The following is a 16147-nucleotide window of genomic DNA, read 5'->3' on the forward strand; positions in this document are numbered from 1 at the left end:
GTCTGTATGCGCGGGTTGTAACCCGACCGTAGGGCACCGCGCAGCGGCGGGATTTTGCGGCGATCACTGTGGCACCTGAAACATAGCCAGCGAGCGAAGCGCGTGTTGAAAAAGCGGGGAGAGATCCAAGAGAGGGAAAGCACTTCCCTCTCTTGGTCGGTTTCGGCGCTGCGAGTTAAGCGATCACCGCACGTGAGAAACCGAAACTTTCACAGTATTCATTGAGGCCGAGATGGCAGCGCCCCCTGCAAAAAAACCTTAACTTCTCAGTTCCCCTGCCGCTTCCGGCTGAAACAACAACTCCAGCACTTCGATGCGGCTGTTCTCGCCATTGGGCATTTCCCACGTGATGCTTCCACCGACGCGCAGGCCGAGCAGCGCAGCGCCCAGCGGAGCCATCACCGACAACTGTTCGTTGCTGTCTTTCAGTGCCGCCGGATATACCAGCGTGCGGATGTGTTCTTCGCCGTCTTTACCTTCTGTGAAGCGCACCTTACTGTTCATCGTGACCACGTCGGCAGGGATTTGCTCGGGCGGCAAAATCTCAGCGCGATCCAACTCTTCATTCAGGGCGTCGGCGACCGGGCTGCTGGCAAACGCAGGTTGTGCCAGCAGTGTGTCCAGGCGTTCTGCGTCAAGTTCATTGATGATCAGTGTCGGTTTACTCATAACATTCTCCATGGTTCCTTTTGCATCACCCGCTTCATGCGAGTGGGGTGCCGGTCGGCAAAAAATAACACCCCCGCGGGTGAGCGCAGGGGTGTCGGTGATTTGCATGTGTTCTTTGATACTAGGCACTCTTCAGCAGAAATGAAAGCGCTGTGAGGGAATTAATCCGCATTGCGAAAATTCCGATTACCAGTGAAATACGCTGCTACACCCTGCAATATTCAGTGATATGACGACTTAACTTTTCGTTTTGCGAATTGGATCCGCTCAGGGCACCGTATTTCCACTTCGAACTGGAAAAAGACCCTCTACACAGGAAATCTGTGCGGGGTTAGGGTAAAGACAGAAGAAATAAACGGCTGAAATAGTGAGTCAGGCAAGGAGAGAGGTAAACGCGAGTGAATAACGCAAGCGCATCTGTGAAGGGAACCGGGCGGATTGAATTGAAAGATGCTGCGGCGAAAACAGAGCAAGTTTTAAAAGATATTCAGACGATGCAAAGTGCGAAGAATATCTACACCACAGATGTTCAGTTGCAGATGTTAACGTCACACGTGAAAGCCATGGTATTACGCTCAATTACCGGCGAACCATTACCTGACGTTGAAAAAGAGTTATTTGATGAAATCTCTGCCGAGTCCATGCAAATGGCAGAAGAGGTCGTCAGCGAGTTCGGAAATTTACCGATTGAGGAAGCCTATTTGCTCTCGGTGCATTTTGAAGTCGCAAGAGACAACGAGCCGAAATAATATTTTTACTGAACATTAAGCGAATTAATTAATCCGGAGAAGTGAATTATGGGACAAGTATTAATTGTGATCGGCGACCGTTTAGGTAAAGGCCAGAAAGTGGCGGCAGGCGTGGAAGCGGCTGGCGGAAGAGCCATTGTTGTCCCAGGCATGGCAGCAGATATGAAACTCGGCGACGTGATGAAAGCAGAAGGGGCCAGCTTAGGTATTTCTTTCTGTGGCAGTGGCGGCGCAGGTGCGATTACCGCACAAAACAAATACGGATATAAAGCCAAATACGGGATGCGCTCAGTGGATGAAGGCGTCACGGCAATTAACGAAGGCTGTTTAGTATTAGGGTTCGGATTTATGGATAAAGAAGAGCTGGGTCAGCGTCTGGTTGAAGCTTATAACAAGAAGTATGGTCAGGCGTAATGAAGCAACAATTAACCACGACAGTTCGGGTTGAAGGAAAGGGCGAAAATAAGGCTGCCGCCTTTTCTTCCGCGCTGAGTCAGGTGCAGAGAACGGTTCTCAAATCTTCGGCGAATAATGTCTTGCTGCGCATTGAACCGCAGGACGTCAAGGTAATAAAAGCAGAAGAGTCCGTTAAAAGAGAAAAGTTTCTGTTCTTTTTTCTGGCCAGGGAAAGAAAGAGTTATTACGTGGCGTTAGACATTACCGTCAACCTGACTGTTATTAATACGGAACAGGTAGTTTTTGTCACGAAATAAAAACGTTAGCTATAAATGACAAGGATATACTGATGTTTTTAATTATTTTATTTAAGTCGCTTATTATCGGCGGACTGGTTGGCGTGGGCGTAGGTGCGGGTGCCGCACGTATGTTCCATGCGCCTACCGTGCAAGGGATGGGGGCTTTTCGTACGCTTGGGGAATTAAACTCCTGCGAAGGCGATCCGGCTTCGCATTTCTCATTTGGTCTGGGCTTCTTCTTTAACGCCTGGGCATCTTCCGTTGCGGCAGGTTCTTTCACACAGGACGTTGACCACCGCATCATCCCTCACTGGGCGACCGCGGCGCTGATGTTCAAAAACCGCAATGTCGCTGAAACCATGCATGACCCACGCAAGATGGCGATTGCCGGCGGCATCATCGGCATGATTGTGGTGGCCTTCCTCAACACCACCGCGTCCGCCGTTCCTCCGGCGTTGCAGGTCACGGCAATTAAAGTGCTGGTGCCTGCGGCAAACCTGCTGGTGAACACTGTCATGCCGGTGATTTTCTGGCTGGCGGCGATTGATGCAGGGCGTCGTTCCGGTTTCTGGGCCACCATTTTTGGCGGTCTGGCGCAGATGATCATGGGTAACGCGGTGCCGGGTCTTGTGCTGGGTATCCTCATCGGCAAAGGCGTTGAAGAAAGCGGCTGGAACCACGTCACCAAAGTGATGATGGCGGCGATTATCGCGCTGTTCGTCCTCAGCGGTTTCTTCCGTGGTTTCGACGTCAAACTGTTGCAGTCATTCATGCTGGACGTCCCGACATGGCTGAACGGCATTCACAATTCACTCAGCGGTAAGTAAGGGAGCATGACAATGGAAGAACAAGCCAAACGTGGTTTCTGGTACGCCGAGTGGTCGTTCCCGATTTTTGTCGGGCTGCTGTCCTCGGGCGTTTTCGCCGGGACACACATGTATTACCTGTACGGCATCGGCGCGTTTAACGAAGTGGCGTTTGTATCGATGTTGCGTTCCGGCATGGACACCGGCGTGTACGGCGCAGTGGCGGCCTTCGGTGCCAGCTTCCTGTTTGCCCGCATCATTGAAGGGGCACTGGTCGGGATTCTTGATATCGGCGGTGCCATCCAGACCGGTATCGGCCTTGGCGTTCCGGCGATGCTGCTGGGTGCCGGGTTTGTCTTCCCGGTGGCGAACTTCGCGGCTTCGCTGGTGACCGGTCTGATCCTCGGTTTAGCCGTCGGTTACATCATCATTCTGGCGCGTAAATTCACCATCAATCAGAGCAATTCGACCTACGGCGCTGACGTGATGATGGGCGCGGGTAATGCTTCCGGCCGCTTCCTCGGGCCGTTGATTATCCTGTCAGCCATGGCGGCCTCGATTCCAATCGGTCTGGGATCATTGCTCGGCGCACTGGGTTTCTATCTGTGGCAGAAGCCAATCACCGGTGGCGCGATCCTCGGTGCCATGATCCTGGGCGCAATCTTCCCGGTTTCATTGTAAGAACGGCAGCATAGAAGCAAATCAGCAGTAAAGCGGGCGTCGGGAACACTCCTGACGCCCGGCATTATGGAGAACGTCGTATGTATGACTTAATCATCCGCCAGGCATTACGCGCAGACGGCAGCCTGACAGATATTGCAATTCAGGACGGCAAATTCGCCGCCATTGGCACGCTGGCAGCCGATGCCACCGCCCGCCAGACGCTCGATCTTCAGGGCAAGATTTACGCCAGCGCTGGCTGGATCGATTCCCACGTTCACTGTTACCCAAAATCGCCGATTTATCATGACGACGCCGACCTGATTGGCGTGGCCTGCGGCGTCACCACCGTCGCAGATGCCGGCAGCACCGGCGCCAATGATGTCGACGATTTCTATCAGATTACCCGTGCGGCGAAAACCAACGTCTACGCGTTTCTGAATATCGCCCGCACCGGCATCGTGACGCAGAACGAACTGGCGGATATGACGCAGATCGACAAAGTCGGCGTGCGTGACGCCATCGCGCGAAATCCCGGTTTTATCATCGGGATCAAAGCGCGTATGAGCAGCAGCGTGGTCGGCCAGAACGGCATCAAACCGCTGGTGCGCGCCAAAGAAATTCAGCAGGAAAACAATGACCTGCCGCTGATGGTGCATATCGGTAATAACCCGCCGAACCTCGATGAAATCGCGGATTTACTGACGTCCGGCGACATCATCACCCACTGCTACAACGGCAAGCCGAACCGCATTCTCTCGCCGGAAGGCGTGCTGCGCGATTCGATTAAACGTGCGCTGAGCCGCGGCGTGCTGCTGGATGTCGGTCACGGCACCGCGAGTTTCAGTTTTGAGGTGGCGGAGCTGGCGATTAAGCAGGGCATTTTGCCGCACACCATCAGCTCCGATATTTACTGTCGCAACCGTATGAACGGGCCGGTGCATAGCCTGGCGACGGTGATGTCGAAATTCTTTAGCGTCGGCATGACGTTGCCGCAGGTGATTGATTGCGTGACCTCTCACGCCGCTGACGCGCTGCGCCTGCCGGCCAAAGGCCGTCTGGAAATCGGTGCTGACGCCGACCTGACCCTGTTCGAGCAGCGTTTTGCGCCGCAGGTGTTTGTCGATTCCGAAGGACAGTCCGTGAAGGGCGAAAGTTTGCTGGTGCCTCTGGCCGCTGTGGTCGCGGGCGTCACCCTGTTAACCGAAGAAGGGAAATCTGCTCATGTCTTCTGAACACTCTCTGTATGAAAAGTACCAGTTAAAACAAGTGATTAATGCCTCAGGCCGCATGACGGCGCTGGGGGTTTCAACGCCGCGCGAGGAAGTCGCCGCGGTCGTGAATACCGGTCTGAATCATTATTTTGAGATGAAAGATCTGGTGAACAAAACCGGCGCATACATCGCGAAACTGCTGAACGTCGAAAACGCCGTAGTGGTTTCCTGTGCTTCTGCCGGGATCGCGCAGTCGGTGGCGGCGGTGATCGTCAAAGATAACGCCTGGTTGCTGGAAAACCTGCACGCCGCGCCGCTGGAAATCCCGCACGACATCGTGCTGCCAAAGGGCCATAACGTGAATTTCGGCGCGCCGGTGGGCACGATGATCACCCTGGGCGGCGGTAAAATTGTTGAAGCCGGTTATGCCAACGAATGTTCCGCTGCGCAGCTTGCTGCCTGCATCACGCCGCGCACCGCCGCCATCATGTACATCAAATCGCACCACTCGGTGCAGAAAAGCATTCTGTCGGTTGCGGAAGCCGCCGAAGTAGCGCGTGCGCATAATGTGCCGCTGATCGTCGATGCTGCCGCTGAAGAAGACCTGACCTGCTATTACGAGATGGGCGCGGATCTGGTGATCTACAGCGGCGCAAAAGCCATCGAAGGGCCGACCAGCGGTCTGGTGCTCGGCAAAAAACAGTATGTCGAATGGGTAAAACTGCAATCGGGCGGCATTGGCCGTGCGATGAAAGTCGGCAAAGAGGGCATTCTCGGCCTGACGCAGGCGATTGAAAGCTATATCACGCTGCCGAAAACCACCGGGCAGGAAATGGTCGACAAAATGACGCCATTTATCGCCAGCCTGAATGACATCAACGGCGTCTCGGGGCGTGTGGTCTGGGACAGCGCCGGGCGTGATATCGCCCGTACGGAAATCACCTTTGATGAAGCGGTGCTCGGCTGGAAAACCAAAGCCATTGTGGACGCCATGAAGAACGGCGATATCGCCATTTATTTCCGTGGCTATCGCGCCAACGAAGGCAAGATCGAAGTCGATGTGCGCAGCGTGACGCCGCCGCAGCTCTCCATCGTTGCAGAGCGTTTTAAACAACTTTTCAGCGGAGAAAAAGCATGAAGCTGACCCCAAATTTCTACCGTGACCGCGTATGTCTGAACGTGCTTGCCGGTTCAAAAGACAATGCCCGCGAGATTTATGAAGCGGCAGAAGGTCATGTGCTGGTCGGCGTGCTGTCCAAAAATTATCCGGACGTCGCGAGCGCGGTGGCGGACATGAAAGAGTACGCCGCACTGATTGAAAACGCTTTGTCCGTGGGCTTGGGCGCGGGCGATCCGCGTCAGTCGCTGATGGTCAGCCAGATTTCTGCGCAGGTTCAGCCGCAGCATGTAAATCAGGTTTTCACCGGCGTCGGGACCAGCCGCGGAATGCTCGGTCAAAACGACAGCGTGGTCAACGGCCTGATTTCACCGACCGGGAAAGTCGGCTTTGTGAAAATCAATACCGGGCCGCTGAGTTCAGCCTCCGCTGACGCCATCGTGCCGGTGGAAACCGCCATTGCGCTGCTCAAAGACATGGGCGGCAGCTCGGTGAAATATTTCCCGATGGGCGGCCTGAAAACCCGTGATGAATTCGCGGCGGTGGCCCGTGCCTGTGCGGAACAGGATTTCTGGCTGGAGCCGACCGGCGGCATCGATTTAGAAAACTTCGAGCCGATTATGGAGATCGCGCTGGCGGCGGGCGTGACCAAAATCATCCCGCATATCTACAGTTCCATCATCGACAGCGCGTCGGGTCATACCCGCCCTGAGGATGTGAAAACCCTGCTGGCCAGCGTCAAAAAACTGCTGGGCTGAAGGTTCTGACCTTTCCTGCGCGGTAAGCCGTCTGCGCGGTTAAACACCCTGCATCCCCCGTTCACTGCGCGGGTGCAGGGTTCTCTTGTCTGACAGTCCCAAATTCTGAGGAAATGTATGAGAAACTGGTTTCTGATTTCAGGTTTAACCTCCGCGATGCTGGCAGTGTCTGCCATGCCGCTCTATGCAGCAGAAAAAACAATGACTTCGACGACTTCGCATTTTGCTTACGTCGGCACCTACAACCCGAACGGGGAAGGTGTCTACCGCTTTACATTCGATCCGAAAACCGGTGCGCTGAGTGATAAAACCCTCGCCAGCCAGTTGCCCAATCAGGCGCAGATGGTACTCAGCCACGACGGCAAAACGCTGTTTATCGGCAGTGAAACTGACAATTACAACGGCGGTAAACACGGATCCGTGGCGGCTTACCGTATTTCGCCCGAAGACGGCAGCCTGACGCTGATTAATCAGGTGGATTCGCAGGGCGCGGGGCCGGTGTACTTGTCGCTGACGCCTAAAGGCGAACATCTGCTGGTGGCGAACTACATCAGCGGCGTGGTGGCGGTGTTCCCGGTGGATGCCAGCGGAAAACTGAGCGACGCCAGTAACAGCCAGCAGGATTCCGGTCCGGCGGGCGCGGGCAAACCGGCCGCCGCCGCGGAAGGCAGTTTTGCCATCAGCGACCACAACGGGCCGCATGCGCATATGATCGCCACCGATCCTTCCGGTAAGTTCGCCTTCTCCACGGATCTTGGGTTGGATCGGATTTATCAGTGGAAACTCAACGGCGAGAGCGGCGCGCTGGAAGCTAACGATCCGCCGTTCATCAAAGCCTCTTCGGAAGGCGCCGGACCGCGTCATTTTGTTTTCCATCCCAACGGCCACGTGGTTTTCCTGATCAACGAAGAAGCCTCGACGCTGACCAGTTATCGCTTTGATGCAAGCAAAGGCACGCTGACGGAACTGCACAGCCTGTCCTCGCTGCCCGCCGGTTTCAAAGGCACCAACTTTGCGGCAGGCATCGTGCTGAGCAAAGACGGCAAACATCTGTACGTGGCCAACCGCCTGCACAACAGCATTGCGCAGATCGCCGTGACCGGCGAAGGCGCGATGACCTGGAGCGGCGAAACCTGGACGCGGGGCGATTACCCGAGAACGCTGACCCTGTCGCCGGATGGCAAATATATTTACGCAATGAATCAACGAAGCGATAACATCACTACATTCAAGGTATCGCCGGACAGTGGCAAACTGACGTTTGTCGACAGCTACGTGGCGGTCGGCAGTCCGTCGCAAATGGTGATTGCGCCTTAACCGGCGCAGCAGAAACAAACCCCGTCCACGGCCAGTCATTGCCGTGGACGGGGCCTCGCTGAAACGAACTGGAAAAACCATGGTGAGATTTCCCAATCAACGGCTGGCGCAATTGTTCGACGCGTTACAGACCGAAACCCTGCCTCAGGACGAGCTGGCGAAGCGTCTGGCGGTGTCAACGCGTACCGTGCGTGCCGACATCACCTCGCTCAACGAAATCATCGCCGACTACGGTGCAAGCTTTGTTCACAGCCGTGGCAGCGGGTATCAGCTGAAAATCGACGATCAGGCGCTGTTCTCGTCGTTACAGCACACGACACAACGTAAACCGAACCCGACGCCGCGCACCGCCGCCGAACGGGTGAAAACGTTGCTGATCCGCTTTTTGACCTCAGCTTTTTCACTCAAGCTGGAAGATCTGGCCGATGAATGGTTTGTCAGCCGGGGAACCCTGCAAAATGATATGGCTGAGGTGAGGGAGCATCTGGCGCGCTACCACCTGAATATTGAAACCAAGCCGCGTTATGGCATGAAGCTGTTTGGTGCAGAGCTGGCGATCCGCGCCTGTCTGACCGATCTGCTGTTCCAGCTAGATGCTGAAGAACAGGCGAATCCGCTGCTGAAAGCGGAAAGTCTGGAACCGGAAGCGCTGGTGCCGCTGACGCGCTTTATGCATCAGCTGCTGACGCAGTCCTCCATTCAGCTGACCGATGAAGGCGAGCAGTATCTGATCCTCTATTGCGCGGTCGCCATCAAGCGCATTACCGGCGGCTATCCGCTGACGGATTTTGATGCCGAAGACGGCGACCCGGCGGTGAAACAGGTTTCTGTACGGCTGGCAGCCGAGCTGAAAAATCTCGTCGGCAAGGAGATCCCGGCTTCTGAAGAAGCCTATCTGCGGGTGAATATCGCCGCCCGTCGCGTGCAGCAAATTCTGCCGACCGACATTAATGCCGACGATGACGAATCGCTGGTCGATTACATTCTTTCGTATATCAACTCGCACTATAACTACGATCTTCAGGGTGATAAGCAGCTGCGCGCCGACCTGCTGACGCACATCAAGACCATGATTACGCGGGTGAAATACCAGATTAATATCCCGAACCCGCTGCTGAACAACATCAAACAGCATTATCCGATGGCATATGACGTCACGCTGGCGGCGGTGTCCAGTTGGGGGAAATACACGCCGTATACGCTGAGCGAAAACGAGATCGGTTTTCTGGTGCTGCACATCGGCGTCGGGCTGGAGCGGCATTACAATATCGGTTATCAGCGCCATCCGCAGGTGATGCTAGTGTGCGACACCGGCAATTCGACCATCCGCATGATCCAGGCGCAGATCAGCCGTAAGTATCCGCAGCTGGTGATGAAACAGATTGTGACGCTGCGTGATTACGAGAAGCTGGAACACATCGACGAAGATTTTATTATCTCCAACGCCCGTATCAGCGAGAAGAATAAGCCGGTGGTGGTGCTGTCGCCGTTCCCGACCGAATACCAGATGGAACAGCTCGGCAAGCTGGTGCTGGTCGATCGCACACGGCCTTATATGCTGGAAAAATTCTTCGACGAAAAACACTTCATGATCGTCAACGAGCCGATGACCCAGGCGGAATTATTCCGCCATGTGTGTTCGCAGCTGGAGGCCGAGGGATATGTCGATCAGGCGTTTTATCCGTCGGTGGTGGAGCGTGAAGAAATCGTTTCGACCATGCTGGGCGAAGGCATTGCGCTGCCGCACTCGCTGGGGTTGCTGGCGAAGAAAACGGTGGTGATTACGCTGCTCTCGCCGCAGGGCATTGCCTGGGGAGAAGGGGAGACGGCGCACGTAATTTTCCTGCTGGCCATCAGCAAGGCCGATTACGAAGAAGCGATGGCGATTTACGATTTGTTCGTGACGTTTGTGCGGGAGCGTTCGATGAGCCGTTTACTGAGCAGTGAAAATTTTGAAAGCTTCAAGGCCATTGCAATAGATTGCCTTTCCCGCATTTAGCCTGCGTCCCTGACGCCGCAGCGGCGTTCGTTCACCCGAATCACTGACTGATGTCAGCTCATCGGGGCTCTCTCGCTGGCTGCCTTGCTGCAACGCCAATGACTATGACGAAGACTAAGAGTGAGGAGTCTTAGTCTTCGTCAAATCCTGAGTTGATCAGATTAACAACTGCCGTCAGCGCCTGCTCTTCATCGGGGCCGGTGGCTTCGATTTCGATCTGCTGACCTTTCGGGGAATCGAGCATCAGCAGTGCTATCACGCTGCTGGCTTCTGCTTCTATGCCTGTGCCATTGCGCAGCATCACTTCCGATTCAAAACTCTGCACCAGTTCAAACAACTTCATGGCCGGACGGGCGTGCATGCCTAACCGGTTTTTGATTTCTACCGTTTGTTTCACCGTCATGATTTGCGTTTTTCCAGCGTGCGATGGCGGGATTGCACATTCTTCCCGCGGGAACGGAAATAGTCGGCCAGTTGTTCTGCGATATACACCGAACGGTGTTTACCCCCGGTACAACCAATGGCGACGGTCAGATAGCTGCGGTTGTTGGTTTCCAGCATCGGCAGCCATTGTTCGAGGTAGCTGCGGGTCTGGTAGATAAAGTTGTGCACTTCGGTGTGACGATCGAGGAACGCCGCCACCGGTTTATCAAGGCCGGTCATCGGACGCAGTTTCGGATCCCAGTGCGGGTTTGGCAGGAAACGCACGTCAAACACGTAATCGGCATCAATCGGCAGGCCGTGTTTGAAGCCAAAGGATTCAAAGACCATCGTCAGTTCACGCTCACGTTTGCCCAAAAGACGGGTACGCAGCATTTCTGCCAGTTCATGAACCGACATTTCTGAGGTGTCGATGATCAGATCGGCGGCGGAGCGCAATGGCTCGAGCAGATCGGCTTCTTCATCGATGGCACTTTCAAGGGACAGGTTTTTGCTGGAAAGCGGGTGCAGACGACGGGTATCGCTGTAACGACGGATCAGGGTATTGCGGTCTGCATCGAGAAACAGCAACTGCGGCGAAAAACTCTCAGGCAGTTGTGACATCGCATGCTCGTAAACTTCCGGTGTTTCTGGCATGTTGCGCACGTCAATGCTGACGGCGGCAGACGTATTGCGTTCGACAAGTGTCTGGGCGAGCTGCGGCAGTAAAACCACCGGCAGATTGTCCACACAGTAAAATCCCATGTCTTCTAATGCCCTTAGGGCAACCGACTTCCCGGAACCGGAACGGCCGCTGACAATCATCAGCACCATGGTGTCACTCCCCTGGCATTCAGTGTTCAGAATTCACTTTCCCGGCGCGTTGCCGGGAATCATCAATTTATTCGTTTTCTGTCATTATCTGGAACAGTTCTTCGTCGCTTTGCGCTCCGCGCAGACGGCGACACACTGTTTTATCAGCCAATTTTTTGGCCACTAAAGACAAGGTGTGTAAGTGGGTTTTACATTGATCTGCCGGAACCAGCAAGGCAAAAAGGAGATCCACCGGCTGATTGTCGATAGCGTCAAACGCGATCGGTTGATCGAGCTGAATAAACACGCCGACGGCGCGTAATGTGTCTTCTTCCAGCTTGCCGTGCGGGATGGCGATCCCGGCACCGATCCCGGTGCTGCCCATACGCTCACGGGTCAAAATGGCGTCGAAAATCACTTGTGGCGACAAATTCAATTGTTTGGCAGCCAGTTCGCTGATGATTTCCAGCGCGCGTTTTTTGCTGGCGCAATGAACGCCGCTTTTGGTGCATTCGGCATTCAGCACCGACGTTAATTGCATTGCAGTATCGTTGATCATGTCATCTTCACTTTTGCACTGATTCACCCTTAAAGCTATATCGGCTCGTTCCCCGAAGGTCACAAGCCGATGCCCGAAGGTGTGTAGCACAGGGTTGGCTACATGAATGTCAGTGCTGTTTCAGTTTGTCTTTATGTTTGTTCAGCTGGCGCGCCAGTTTATCAACCAGGCCGTCAATCGCTGCGTACATATCCTGATGCTCCGAGGTGGCATGCAACTCGCCTCCGTTCACATGCAGCGTCGCTTCCGCGATTTTCTGCACTTTTTCAACGCTTAACACCACATACACCTGATTTATCCTGTCGAAATACTGTTCGAGCTTCGCCAGTTTCATCGTGATGAATTCTCTCAAGGGATCGGTGATCTCAATGTGATGTCCGGTAATGTTGAGCTGCATAATGTCTTCCTTCTCTGTTGAGGTCAAACTAACTGTTTACGCTGGTTTGAGGGCGGGATGGACAAAGACTCTCGGTATTTTGCGACGGTACGGCGCGCCACCATAATTCCCTGATTGGAAAGCAGGGTAGCTAACTTACTGTCACTCAGCGGTTTTACAGGATTCTCCGCTGCAATTAATTTCTTCACCAGCGCCCGGATCGCGGTGGACGATGCCTCGCCGCCGCTGTCAGTACTGACGTGGCTGGAGAAGAAATACTTCAGTTCGAAAATGCCACGCGGGCTGTGCAGGAATTTCTGCGTTGTAACGCGTGAAATCGTCGATTCGTGCATTTCCACGGCGCTGGCGATATCGGCCAGCACCATCGGTTTCATGTATTCATCACCCATCTCAAAGAACGCCTGCTGCTGCTCAACGATGCAGCGCGTGACTTTCAGCAGCGTGTCGTTGCGGCTCTCCAGACTTTTGATCAACCACTTGGCTTCCTGCAAATTGCTGCGGATAAATTGCCCGTCGCTGTCGCTGCGGGTCGAATTGCCCATCGCAGCATAATGCTGGTTGATTTTCAGTCGCGGAATGCTGTCTGAGTTCAGTTCGACAGTCCAGACACCGGACACTTTGCGTACCAGCACATCCGGGATGACGTATTCGGATTCGCCGGTGTTGATCGACTGGCCTGGTCGCGGATCAAGAGACTGGATCAGGAGCATCGCTCCTTTCAGTGTATCTTCTTTTAGACGGGTTGATCGCATAAGTGCGCGGAAATCATGGTTCGCCAGCAAATCCAGATGTTCGCTGATGATAAGCCTGGCTTCTGTAATGAAAGGCGTTTCCGGGACGTACTGGGAAAGCTGAATCAGCAGACAGTCGCGCAGGTCGCGCGCGGCGACACCCACGGGATCAAAACGCTGAACGCGTTTGAGCACGGCTTCCACTTCGTCCATCGTGACGTCGTCATCGCCGATACTTTCGAGAATATCGTCCAGAGAAATCGTCAGATATCCGGTGTCATCCACCGCATCGACAATCGAGGTCGCGATAGCCGCATCGGTGTCGGAAAACGGCGTCAGTTCGACCTGCCACATCAGGTAATCCTGAAGCGTCTGGGTGGTTTCACCTTGATAAACGGGCAGCTCGTCGTCGCTGTAATCGTTACCGGTACCGGACGGTGTTCCGGCGGTGTAAATTTCATCCCAGGTCGCATCCAGCGGTAACTCTTCGGGCATGTCTTTTTGCTCGAGAGCCTCGCGGGTATCCAGACCTTCACTGTCAGCGGTTTCGACCGCATCGATCTCATCGTGAAGATCGGTTTGTTCCAGCAGAGGGTTGCTCTCCAGCGCGAGTTGGATCTCCTGTTGGAGCTCAAGCGTGGACAATTGCAACAGGCGGATTGCCTGCTGTAATTGAGGAGTCATTGCCAGTTGTTGGCTGAATCTGAGTTGCAAACCTTGCTTCATATCTTGGCTTTATATCCGTAGATGAGTTCGAACGGCAACACTTCGGTCAGAAACGGCCTGTTTCAGTGTAAAGCGAAACAGGCGCGCTTCAGGCGGCGCAGATCACAGACGGAATTCTTCACCAAGATAAACACGTTTCACTTGTTCATCAGCAAGAATGTCGGCTGGGGTGCCGTGGGCGATAAGCTTGCCCTGACTGACGATATAGGCGCGTTCACACACGTCGAGCGTTTCACGGACGTTGTGGTCAGTGATCAGAACGCCCAGACCGCTGTCGCGAAGATGCTCAATGATTTTTTTGATGTCGATAACGGAAATCGGGTCAACACCGGCAAAGGGTTCATCCAGCAGGATAAACTTAGGGTTGGCTGCCAGTGCGCGGGCAATTTCCACACGACGGCGTTCACCCCCGGACAGTGACTGGCCGAGGTTATCGCGCAAGTGAGAGATATGGAATTCTTCCATCAGCTCATTGGCGCGATCATTGCGCTGTTCTTTGTTCAGGTCGTCACGGATTTGCAGCACGGCCATCAGGTTGTCGAACACGCTGAGGCGGCGGAAAATAGAGGCTTCCTGAGGCAGGTAACCAATGCCGCGACGTGCGCGGGTATGCAATGGCAAAAGGCTGATGTCTTCGTCGTCAACGATGATTCGGCCAGCGTCACGCTGTACGATACCGACCACCATGTAGAAGGTGGTGGTTTTACCGGCACCGTTAGGGCCAAGTAATCCGACGATTTCGCCTGAATTGACTGCCAGGCTGACATCTTCAACGACCTTACGGCCTTTGTATGCCTTCGCCAGATTTTCTGCGATTAATTTTGCCATAAATTATCAGTTACTCTTTTTGGTCTGGCCACCGGCTGCTGCCGGGGTCTTTTCCTGCAACTGTGTCGGAACCAGCACGGTCGTGACACGGTTGCCTTTATCACTGAAGGCTTCCATCTGCTGTTTCTGCACCAGATAGGTAATACGATCGCCTTTCACATTGCTGTCCAGCTGTTCAAGGTAAGCGTTTCCGGTCAGGGTCACCAGATCGGTTTCCACTTCATAACGGACTTTCTGCGCGTGGCCTTTAATCGGTTTACCGTTGTCCTGCAACTGGTAGAAGGTCACCGGATTGCCGTAGCCTTCCACCACTTCTTTGCCGGAGACACCTTGCGGGCGGATCACCACAACTTTGTCGGCTTTAACCTGAATCGAGCCCTGATTCACCACCACATTGCCGGTAAAGGTTGCCGTGTTGGTGTTCACATCCAGCGCCTGATTGGCGGAATCAATGGTGATCGGTTTCGTTGTGTCGTCTTTCAGCGCGAATGCCGGAATGCTGATGGCCAACAACGAGCCGGTGATCAGAAGATTACGGATTTTATTTTTTGCTTTGAATTTCATAAGAGGTCGTTACCTTTTCGATCAGCTCTGCTGTTTTATCGCGCAGATTACCACGCATTTTCATGCCGTTAGATGTAAAACCTGTGCCATAAAGCGTTACTTCATCGTCTGAGGCAACGTCCTGTGTCGTCAGGTTAACCTGTGCATTATCCGTTTTGATTCTTTGCAGCTGTGATGTTTCTGGCGTCAGGCTGTCAGCCTGCACATGCCCATAAAGATAGAGCATTTTATCCTGAGTCATCTTGGCTTTATCAGAACGCAGCACCCAGGTTGGCACTTTATTCTTGTCATACATGGTCGCCACCGGGTTGGTAAACCATGTTACCTGATCGGTGGTGTAGTATTTGACCTGATCCGATACCAGTTTGTAGGTCAGGCTTCCCAGCGGGTCATACACCATGGTTACCGTGTGGGAGCTTTGGTAGGTCGGTTCCTGATCGTTGACCGCCTGCGGCGCATCATCCGTATTGTCTGACAGTGACCAGCCAATCAGTATCAGCACGATGGCGGTCAGTACCAGAATGATCCAAAGTCTTGTTTTATTCATATCGACAGCCCTTTGGCGTCCTCCAGCTTGCCCTGCGCCAGCAGAATCAAGTCACATAATTCGCGTACTGCGCCACGGCCACCGGCAATGCGGGTCACGTAATGCGCCTTTGGCAACAGGATAGGGTGTGCATCCTGAACCGCGACGGAAAGACCCACTTCAGCCATCACCGGCCAGTCAATCAGGTCGTCACCGATGTAAGCGACTTCCTCTGCCCGAAGCGACAGTGTATCTAACAGTTCGCGGAAGGCCAAAAGCTTATCTGATTGCCCCTGATACAAGTGGCGAATTCCAAGGGTTTTGGCGCGATCTTCCAGTAATTTCGCATTACGGCCTGTAATAATCGCGACCTCAATGTCGGACGTCAGCAGGCAACGAATTCCATAACCGTCGCGAACGTTGAAACTTTTCAGCTCTTCTCCCTGATTTCCCATGTAGATCAGGCCATCAGACATGACGCCGTCCACATCGCAAATCAGCAGGCGAACCGCTTTCGCACGTTCAAGCACATCGGTGCTGACCGGACCGTAGCAGGTATCCACCAGGGCTGCGCTATTACTCATTCAGGGCATTCCTCA

The 16147-nt window shown here is 54.1% G+C and carries 20 protein-coding genes; 10 read left to right on the plus strand and 10 right to left on the minus strand.

Annotated elements, in window-relative coordinates; translation table 11 throughout:
• Positions 1-258: 258 nt before the first annotated feature.
• Complete coding sequence (rnk, locus tag ACQZQY_RS07320) at positions 259-669, minus strand: nucleoside diphosphate kinase regulator (protein ID WP_056776220.1); 411 nt, start codon at positions 667-669, stop codon at positions 259-261.
• A gap of 398 nt (positions 670-1067) precedes the next feature.
• On the opposite strand from rnk, the gene ACQZQY_RS07325 reads away from it, so the two are divergent.
• The 10 genes from ACQZQY_RS07325 (at position 1068) to ACQZQY_RS07370 (ending at position 9984) form a co-directional block, all read left to right on the plus strand.
• Complete coding sequence (locus ACQZQY_RS07325; protein ID WP_056776222.1) at positions 1068-1418, plus strand: PRD domain-containing protein; 351 nt, start codon at positions 1068-1070, stop codon at positions 1416-1418.
• 48 nt (positions 1419-1466) lie between these two features.
• On the plus strand, positions 1467-1832 hold the full coding sequence (locus tag ACQZQY_RS07330; RefSeq protein WP_056776224.1) for an SFCGS family glycine-rich protein: 366 nt from the start codon (positions 1467-1469) through the stop codon (positions 1830-1832).
• Positions 1832-2131 carry a DUF4312 family protein gene (locus tag ACQZQY_RS07335; RefSeq protein ID WP_047605601.1) on the plus strand — a complete coding sequence of 100 codons (300 nt, stop codon included), beginning with the start codon at positions 1832-1834 and terminating at the stop codon, positions 2129-2131. The genes ACQZQY_RS07330 and ACQZQY_RS07335 overlap by 1 nt, the downstream gene beginning before the upstream one ends.
• 32 nt (positions 2132-2163) lie before the next feature.
• Complete coding sequence (locus tag ACQZQY_RS07340) at positions 2164-2940, plus strand: DUF4311 domain-containing protein (RefSeq protein WP_056776226.1); 777 nt, start codon at positions 2164-2166, stop codon at positions 2938-2940.
• Between the two features lie 12 nt (positions 2941-2952).
• Positions 2953-3600, plus strand: coding sequence for a DUF4310 family protein (locus tag ACQZQY_RS07345; RefSeq protein WP_431296852.1), 648 nt, complete (start codon positions 2953-2955; stop codon positions 3598-3600).
• Between the two features lie 80 nt (positions 3601-3680).
• On the plus strand, positions 3681-4814 hold the full coding sequence (locus tag ACQZQY_RS07350; protein WP_431296853.1) for an amidohydrolase/deacetylase family metallohydrolase: 1134 nt from the start codon (positions 3681-3683) through the stop codon (positions 4812-4814).
• Positions 4804-5931 (plus strand): DgaE family pyridoxal phosphate-dependent ammonia lyase, encoded by a 1128-nt coding sequence (locus ACQZQY_RS07355; protein ID WP_431296854.1) that lies wholly within the window; start codon positions 4804-4806, stop codon positions 5929-5931. Before ACQZQY_RS07350 ends, ACQZQY_RS07355 begins: the two co-directional genes overlap by 11 nt.
• A complete protein-coding gene (gene dagF / locus ACQZQY_RS07360) occupies positions 5928-6668 on the plus strand; it encodes a 2-dehydro-3-deoxy-phosphogluconate aldolase (RefSeq protein ID WP_183848384.1) in 741 nt (246 codons plus the stop codon). The genes ACQZQY_RS07355 and dagF overlap by 4 nt, the downstream gene beginning before the upstream one ends.
• A gap of 117 nt (positions 6669-6785) precedes the next feature.
• Positions 6786-7985, plus strand: coding sequence for a lactonase family protein (locus tag ACQZQY_RS07365; RefSeq protein WP_431296855.1), 1200 nt, complete (start codon positions 6786-6788; stop codon positions 7983-7985).
• Between the two features lie 79 nt (positions 7986-8064).
• Positions 8065-9984, plus strand: coding sequence for a BglG family transcription antiterminator (locus ACQZQY_RS07370; RefSeq protein WP_056776240.1), 1920 nt, complete (start codon positions 8065-8067; stop codon positions 9982-9984).
• Positions 9985-10114: 130 nt separating this feature from the next.
• Here the strand turns inward: ACQZQY_RS07370 and npr are convergent, their stop codons facing one another.
• From npr to kdsC, 9 genes are all read right to left on the minus strand, one after another.
• On the minus strand, positions 10115-10387 hold the full coding sequence (gene npr / locus ACQZQY_RS07375; protein WP_056776243.1) for a PTS phosphocarrier protein NPr: 273 nt from the start codon (positions 10385-10387) through the stop codon (positions 10115-10117).
• Complete coding sequence (gene rapZ, locus ACQZQY_RS07380; protein WP_056776246.1) at positions 10384-11238, minus strand: RNase adapter RapZ; 855 nt, start codon at positions 11236-11238, stop codon at positions 10384-10386. The genes npr and rapZ overlap by 4 nt, the downstream gene beginning before the upstream one ends.
• Before the next feature lie 67 nt (positions 11239-11305).
• Positions 11306-11776: a PTS IIA-like nitrogen regulatory protein PtsN gene (gene ptsN, locus ACQZQY_RS07385; protein WP_056776248.1), complete on the minus strand. Its 471-nt coding sequence runs from the start codon at positions 11774-11776 to the stop codon at positions 11306-11308.
• A 109-nt stretch (positions 11777-11885) separates the two neighbouring features.
• Positions 11886-12173: a ribosome hibernation promoting factor gene (gene hpf, locus ACQZQY_RS07390; RefSeq protein WP_056776250.1), complete on the minus strand. Its 288-nt coding sequence runs from the start codon at positions 12171-12173 to the stop codon at positions 11886-11888.
• A gap of 23 nt (positions 12174-12196) precedes the next feature.
• Complete coding sequence (rpoN, locus tag ACQZQY_RS07395; protein ID WP_056776252.1) at positions 12197-13630, minus strand: RNA polymerase factor sigma-54; 1434 nt, start codon at positions 13628-13630, stop codon at positions 12197-12199.
• Between the two features lie 102 nt (positions 13631-13732).
• On the minus strand, positions 13733-14458 hold the full coding sequence (gene lptB / locus ACQZQY_RS07400) for an LPS export ABC transporter ATP-binding protein (RefSeq protein WP_056776254.1): 726 nt from the start codon (positions 14456-14458) through the stop codon (positions 13733-13735).
• Between the two features lie 6 nt (positions 14459-14464).
• Positions 14465-15022: a lipopolysaccharide ABC transporter substrate-binding protein LptA gene (gene lptA / locus ACQZQY_RS07405; RefSeq protein ID WP_056776257.1), complete on the minus strand. Its 558-nt coding sequence runs from the start codon at positions 15020-15022 to the stop codon at positions 14465-14467.
• Entirely contained in the window at positions 15000-15569 is a 570-nt protein-coding gene (gene lptC, locus ACQZQY_RS07410; RefSeq protein WP_056776259.1) for an LPS export ABC transporter periplasmic protein LptC, read from the minus strand. Before lptC ends, lptA begins: the two co-directional genes overlap by 23 nt.
• Complete coding sequence (gene kdsC / locus ACQZQY_RS07415; protein ID WP_056776262.1) at positions 15566-16132, minus strand: 3-deoxy-manno-octulosonate-8-phosphatase KdsC; 567 nt, start codon at positions 16130-16132, stop codon at positions 15566-15568. Before kdsC ends, lptC begins: the two co-directional genes overlap by 4 nt.
• Positions 16133-16147: the final 15 nt, after the last annotated feature.

The organism is Rahnella sp. PAMC25559 (assembly GCF_050632365.1).
Classification (GTDB): Bacteria; Pseudomonadota; Gammaproteobacteria; order Enterobacterales; family Enterobacteriaceae; genus Rahnella; species Rahnella rivi.

Excerpts from the sequence above, each read along its gene's own strand:
- rnk (WP_056776220.1), bottom strand. The coding sequence starts at position 669 with ATGAGTAAACCGACACTGATCATCAATGAACTTGACGCAGAACGCCTG.
- ACQZQY_RS07330 (WP_056776224.1), top strand. The coding sequence starts at position 1,467 with ATGGGACAAGTATTAATTGTGATCGGCGACCGTTTAGGTAAAGGCCAG.
- ACQZQY_RS07335 (WP_047605601.1), top strand. The coding sequence starts at position 1,832 with ATGAAGCAACAATTAACCACGACAGTTCGGGTTGAAGGAAAGGGCGAA.
- ACQZQY_RS07340 (WP_056776226.1), top strand. The coding sequence starts at position 2,164 with ATGTTTTTAATTATTTTATTTAAGTCGCTTATTATCGGCGGACTGGTT.
- ACQZQY_RS07345 (WP_431296852.1), top strand. The coding sequence starts at position 2,953 with ATGGAAGAACAAGCCAAACGTGGTTTCTGGTACGCCGAGTGGTCGTTC.
- ACQZQY_RS07350 (WP_431296853.1), top strand. The coding sequence starts at position 3,681 with ATGTATGACTTAATCATCCGCCAGGCATTACGCGCAGACGGCAGCCTG.
- ACQZQY_RS07355 (WP_431296854.1), top strand. The coding sequence starts at position 4,804 with ATGTCTTCTGAACACTCTCTGTATGAAAAGTACCAGTTAAAACAAGTG.
- dagF (WP_183848384.1), top strand. The coding sequence starts at position 5,928 with ATGAAGCTGACCCCAAATTTCTACCGTGACCGCGTATGTCTGAACGTG.
- ACQZQY_RS07365 (WP_431296855.1), top strand. The coding sequence starts at position 6,786 with ATGAGAAACTGGTTTCTGATTTCAGGTTTAACCTCCGCGATGCTGGCA.
- ACQZQY_RS07370 (WP_056776240.1), top strand. The coding sequence starts at position 8,065 with ATGGTGAGATTTCCCAATCAACGGCTGGCGCAATTGTTCGACGCGTTA.
- npr (WP_056776243.1), bottom strand. The coding sequence starts at position 10,387 with ATGACGGTGAAACAAACGGTAGAAATCAAAAACCGGTTAGGCATGCAC.
- rapZ (WP_056776246.1), bottom strand. The coding sequence starts at position 11,238 with ATGGTGCTGATGATTGTCAGCGGCCGTTCCGGTTCCGGGAAGTCGGTT.
- ptsN (WP_056776248.1), bottom strand. The coding sequence starts at position 11,776 with ATGATCAACGATACTGCAATGCAATTAACGTCGGTGCTGAATGCCGAA.
- hpf (WP_056776250.1), bottom strand. The coding sequence starts at position 12,173 with ATGCAGCTCAACATTACCGGACATCACATTGAGATCACCGATCCCTTG.
- rpoN (WP_056776252.1), bottom strand. The coding sequence starts at position 13,630 with ATGAAGCAAGGTTTGCAACTCAGATTCAGCCAACAACTGGCAATGACT.
- lptB (WP_056776254.1), bottom strand. The coding sequence starts at position 14,458 with ATGGCAAAATTAATCGCAGAAAATCTGGCGAAGGCATACAAAGGCCGT.
- lptA (WP_056776257.1), bottom strand. The coding sequence starts at position 15,022 with ATGAAATTCAAAGCAAAAAATAAAATCCGTAATCTTCTGATCACCGGC.
- lptC (WP_056776259.1), bottom strand. The coding sequence starts at position 15,569 with ATGAATAAAACAAGACTTTGGATCATTCTGGTACTGACCGCCATCGTG.
- kdsC (WP_056776262.1), bottom strand. The coding sequence starts at position 16,132 with ATGAGTAATAGCGCAGCCCTGGTGGATACCTGCTACGGTCCGGTCAGC.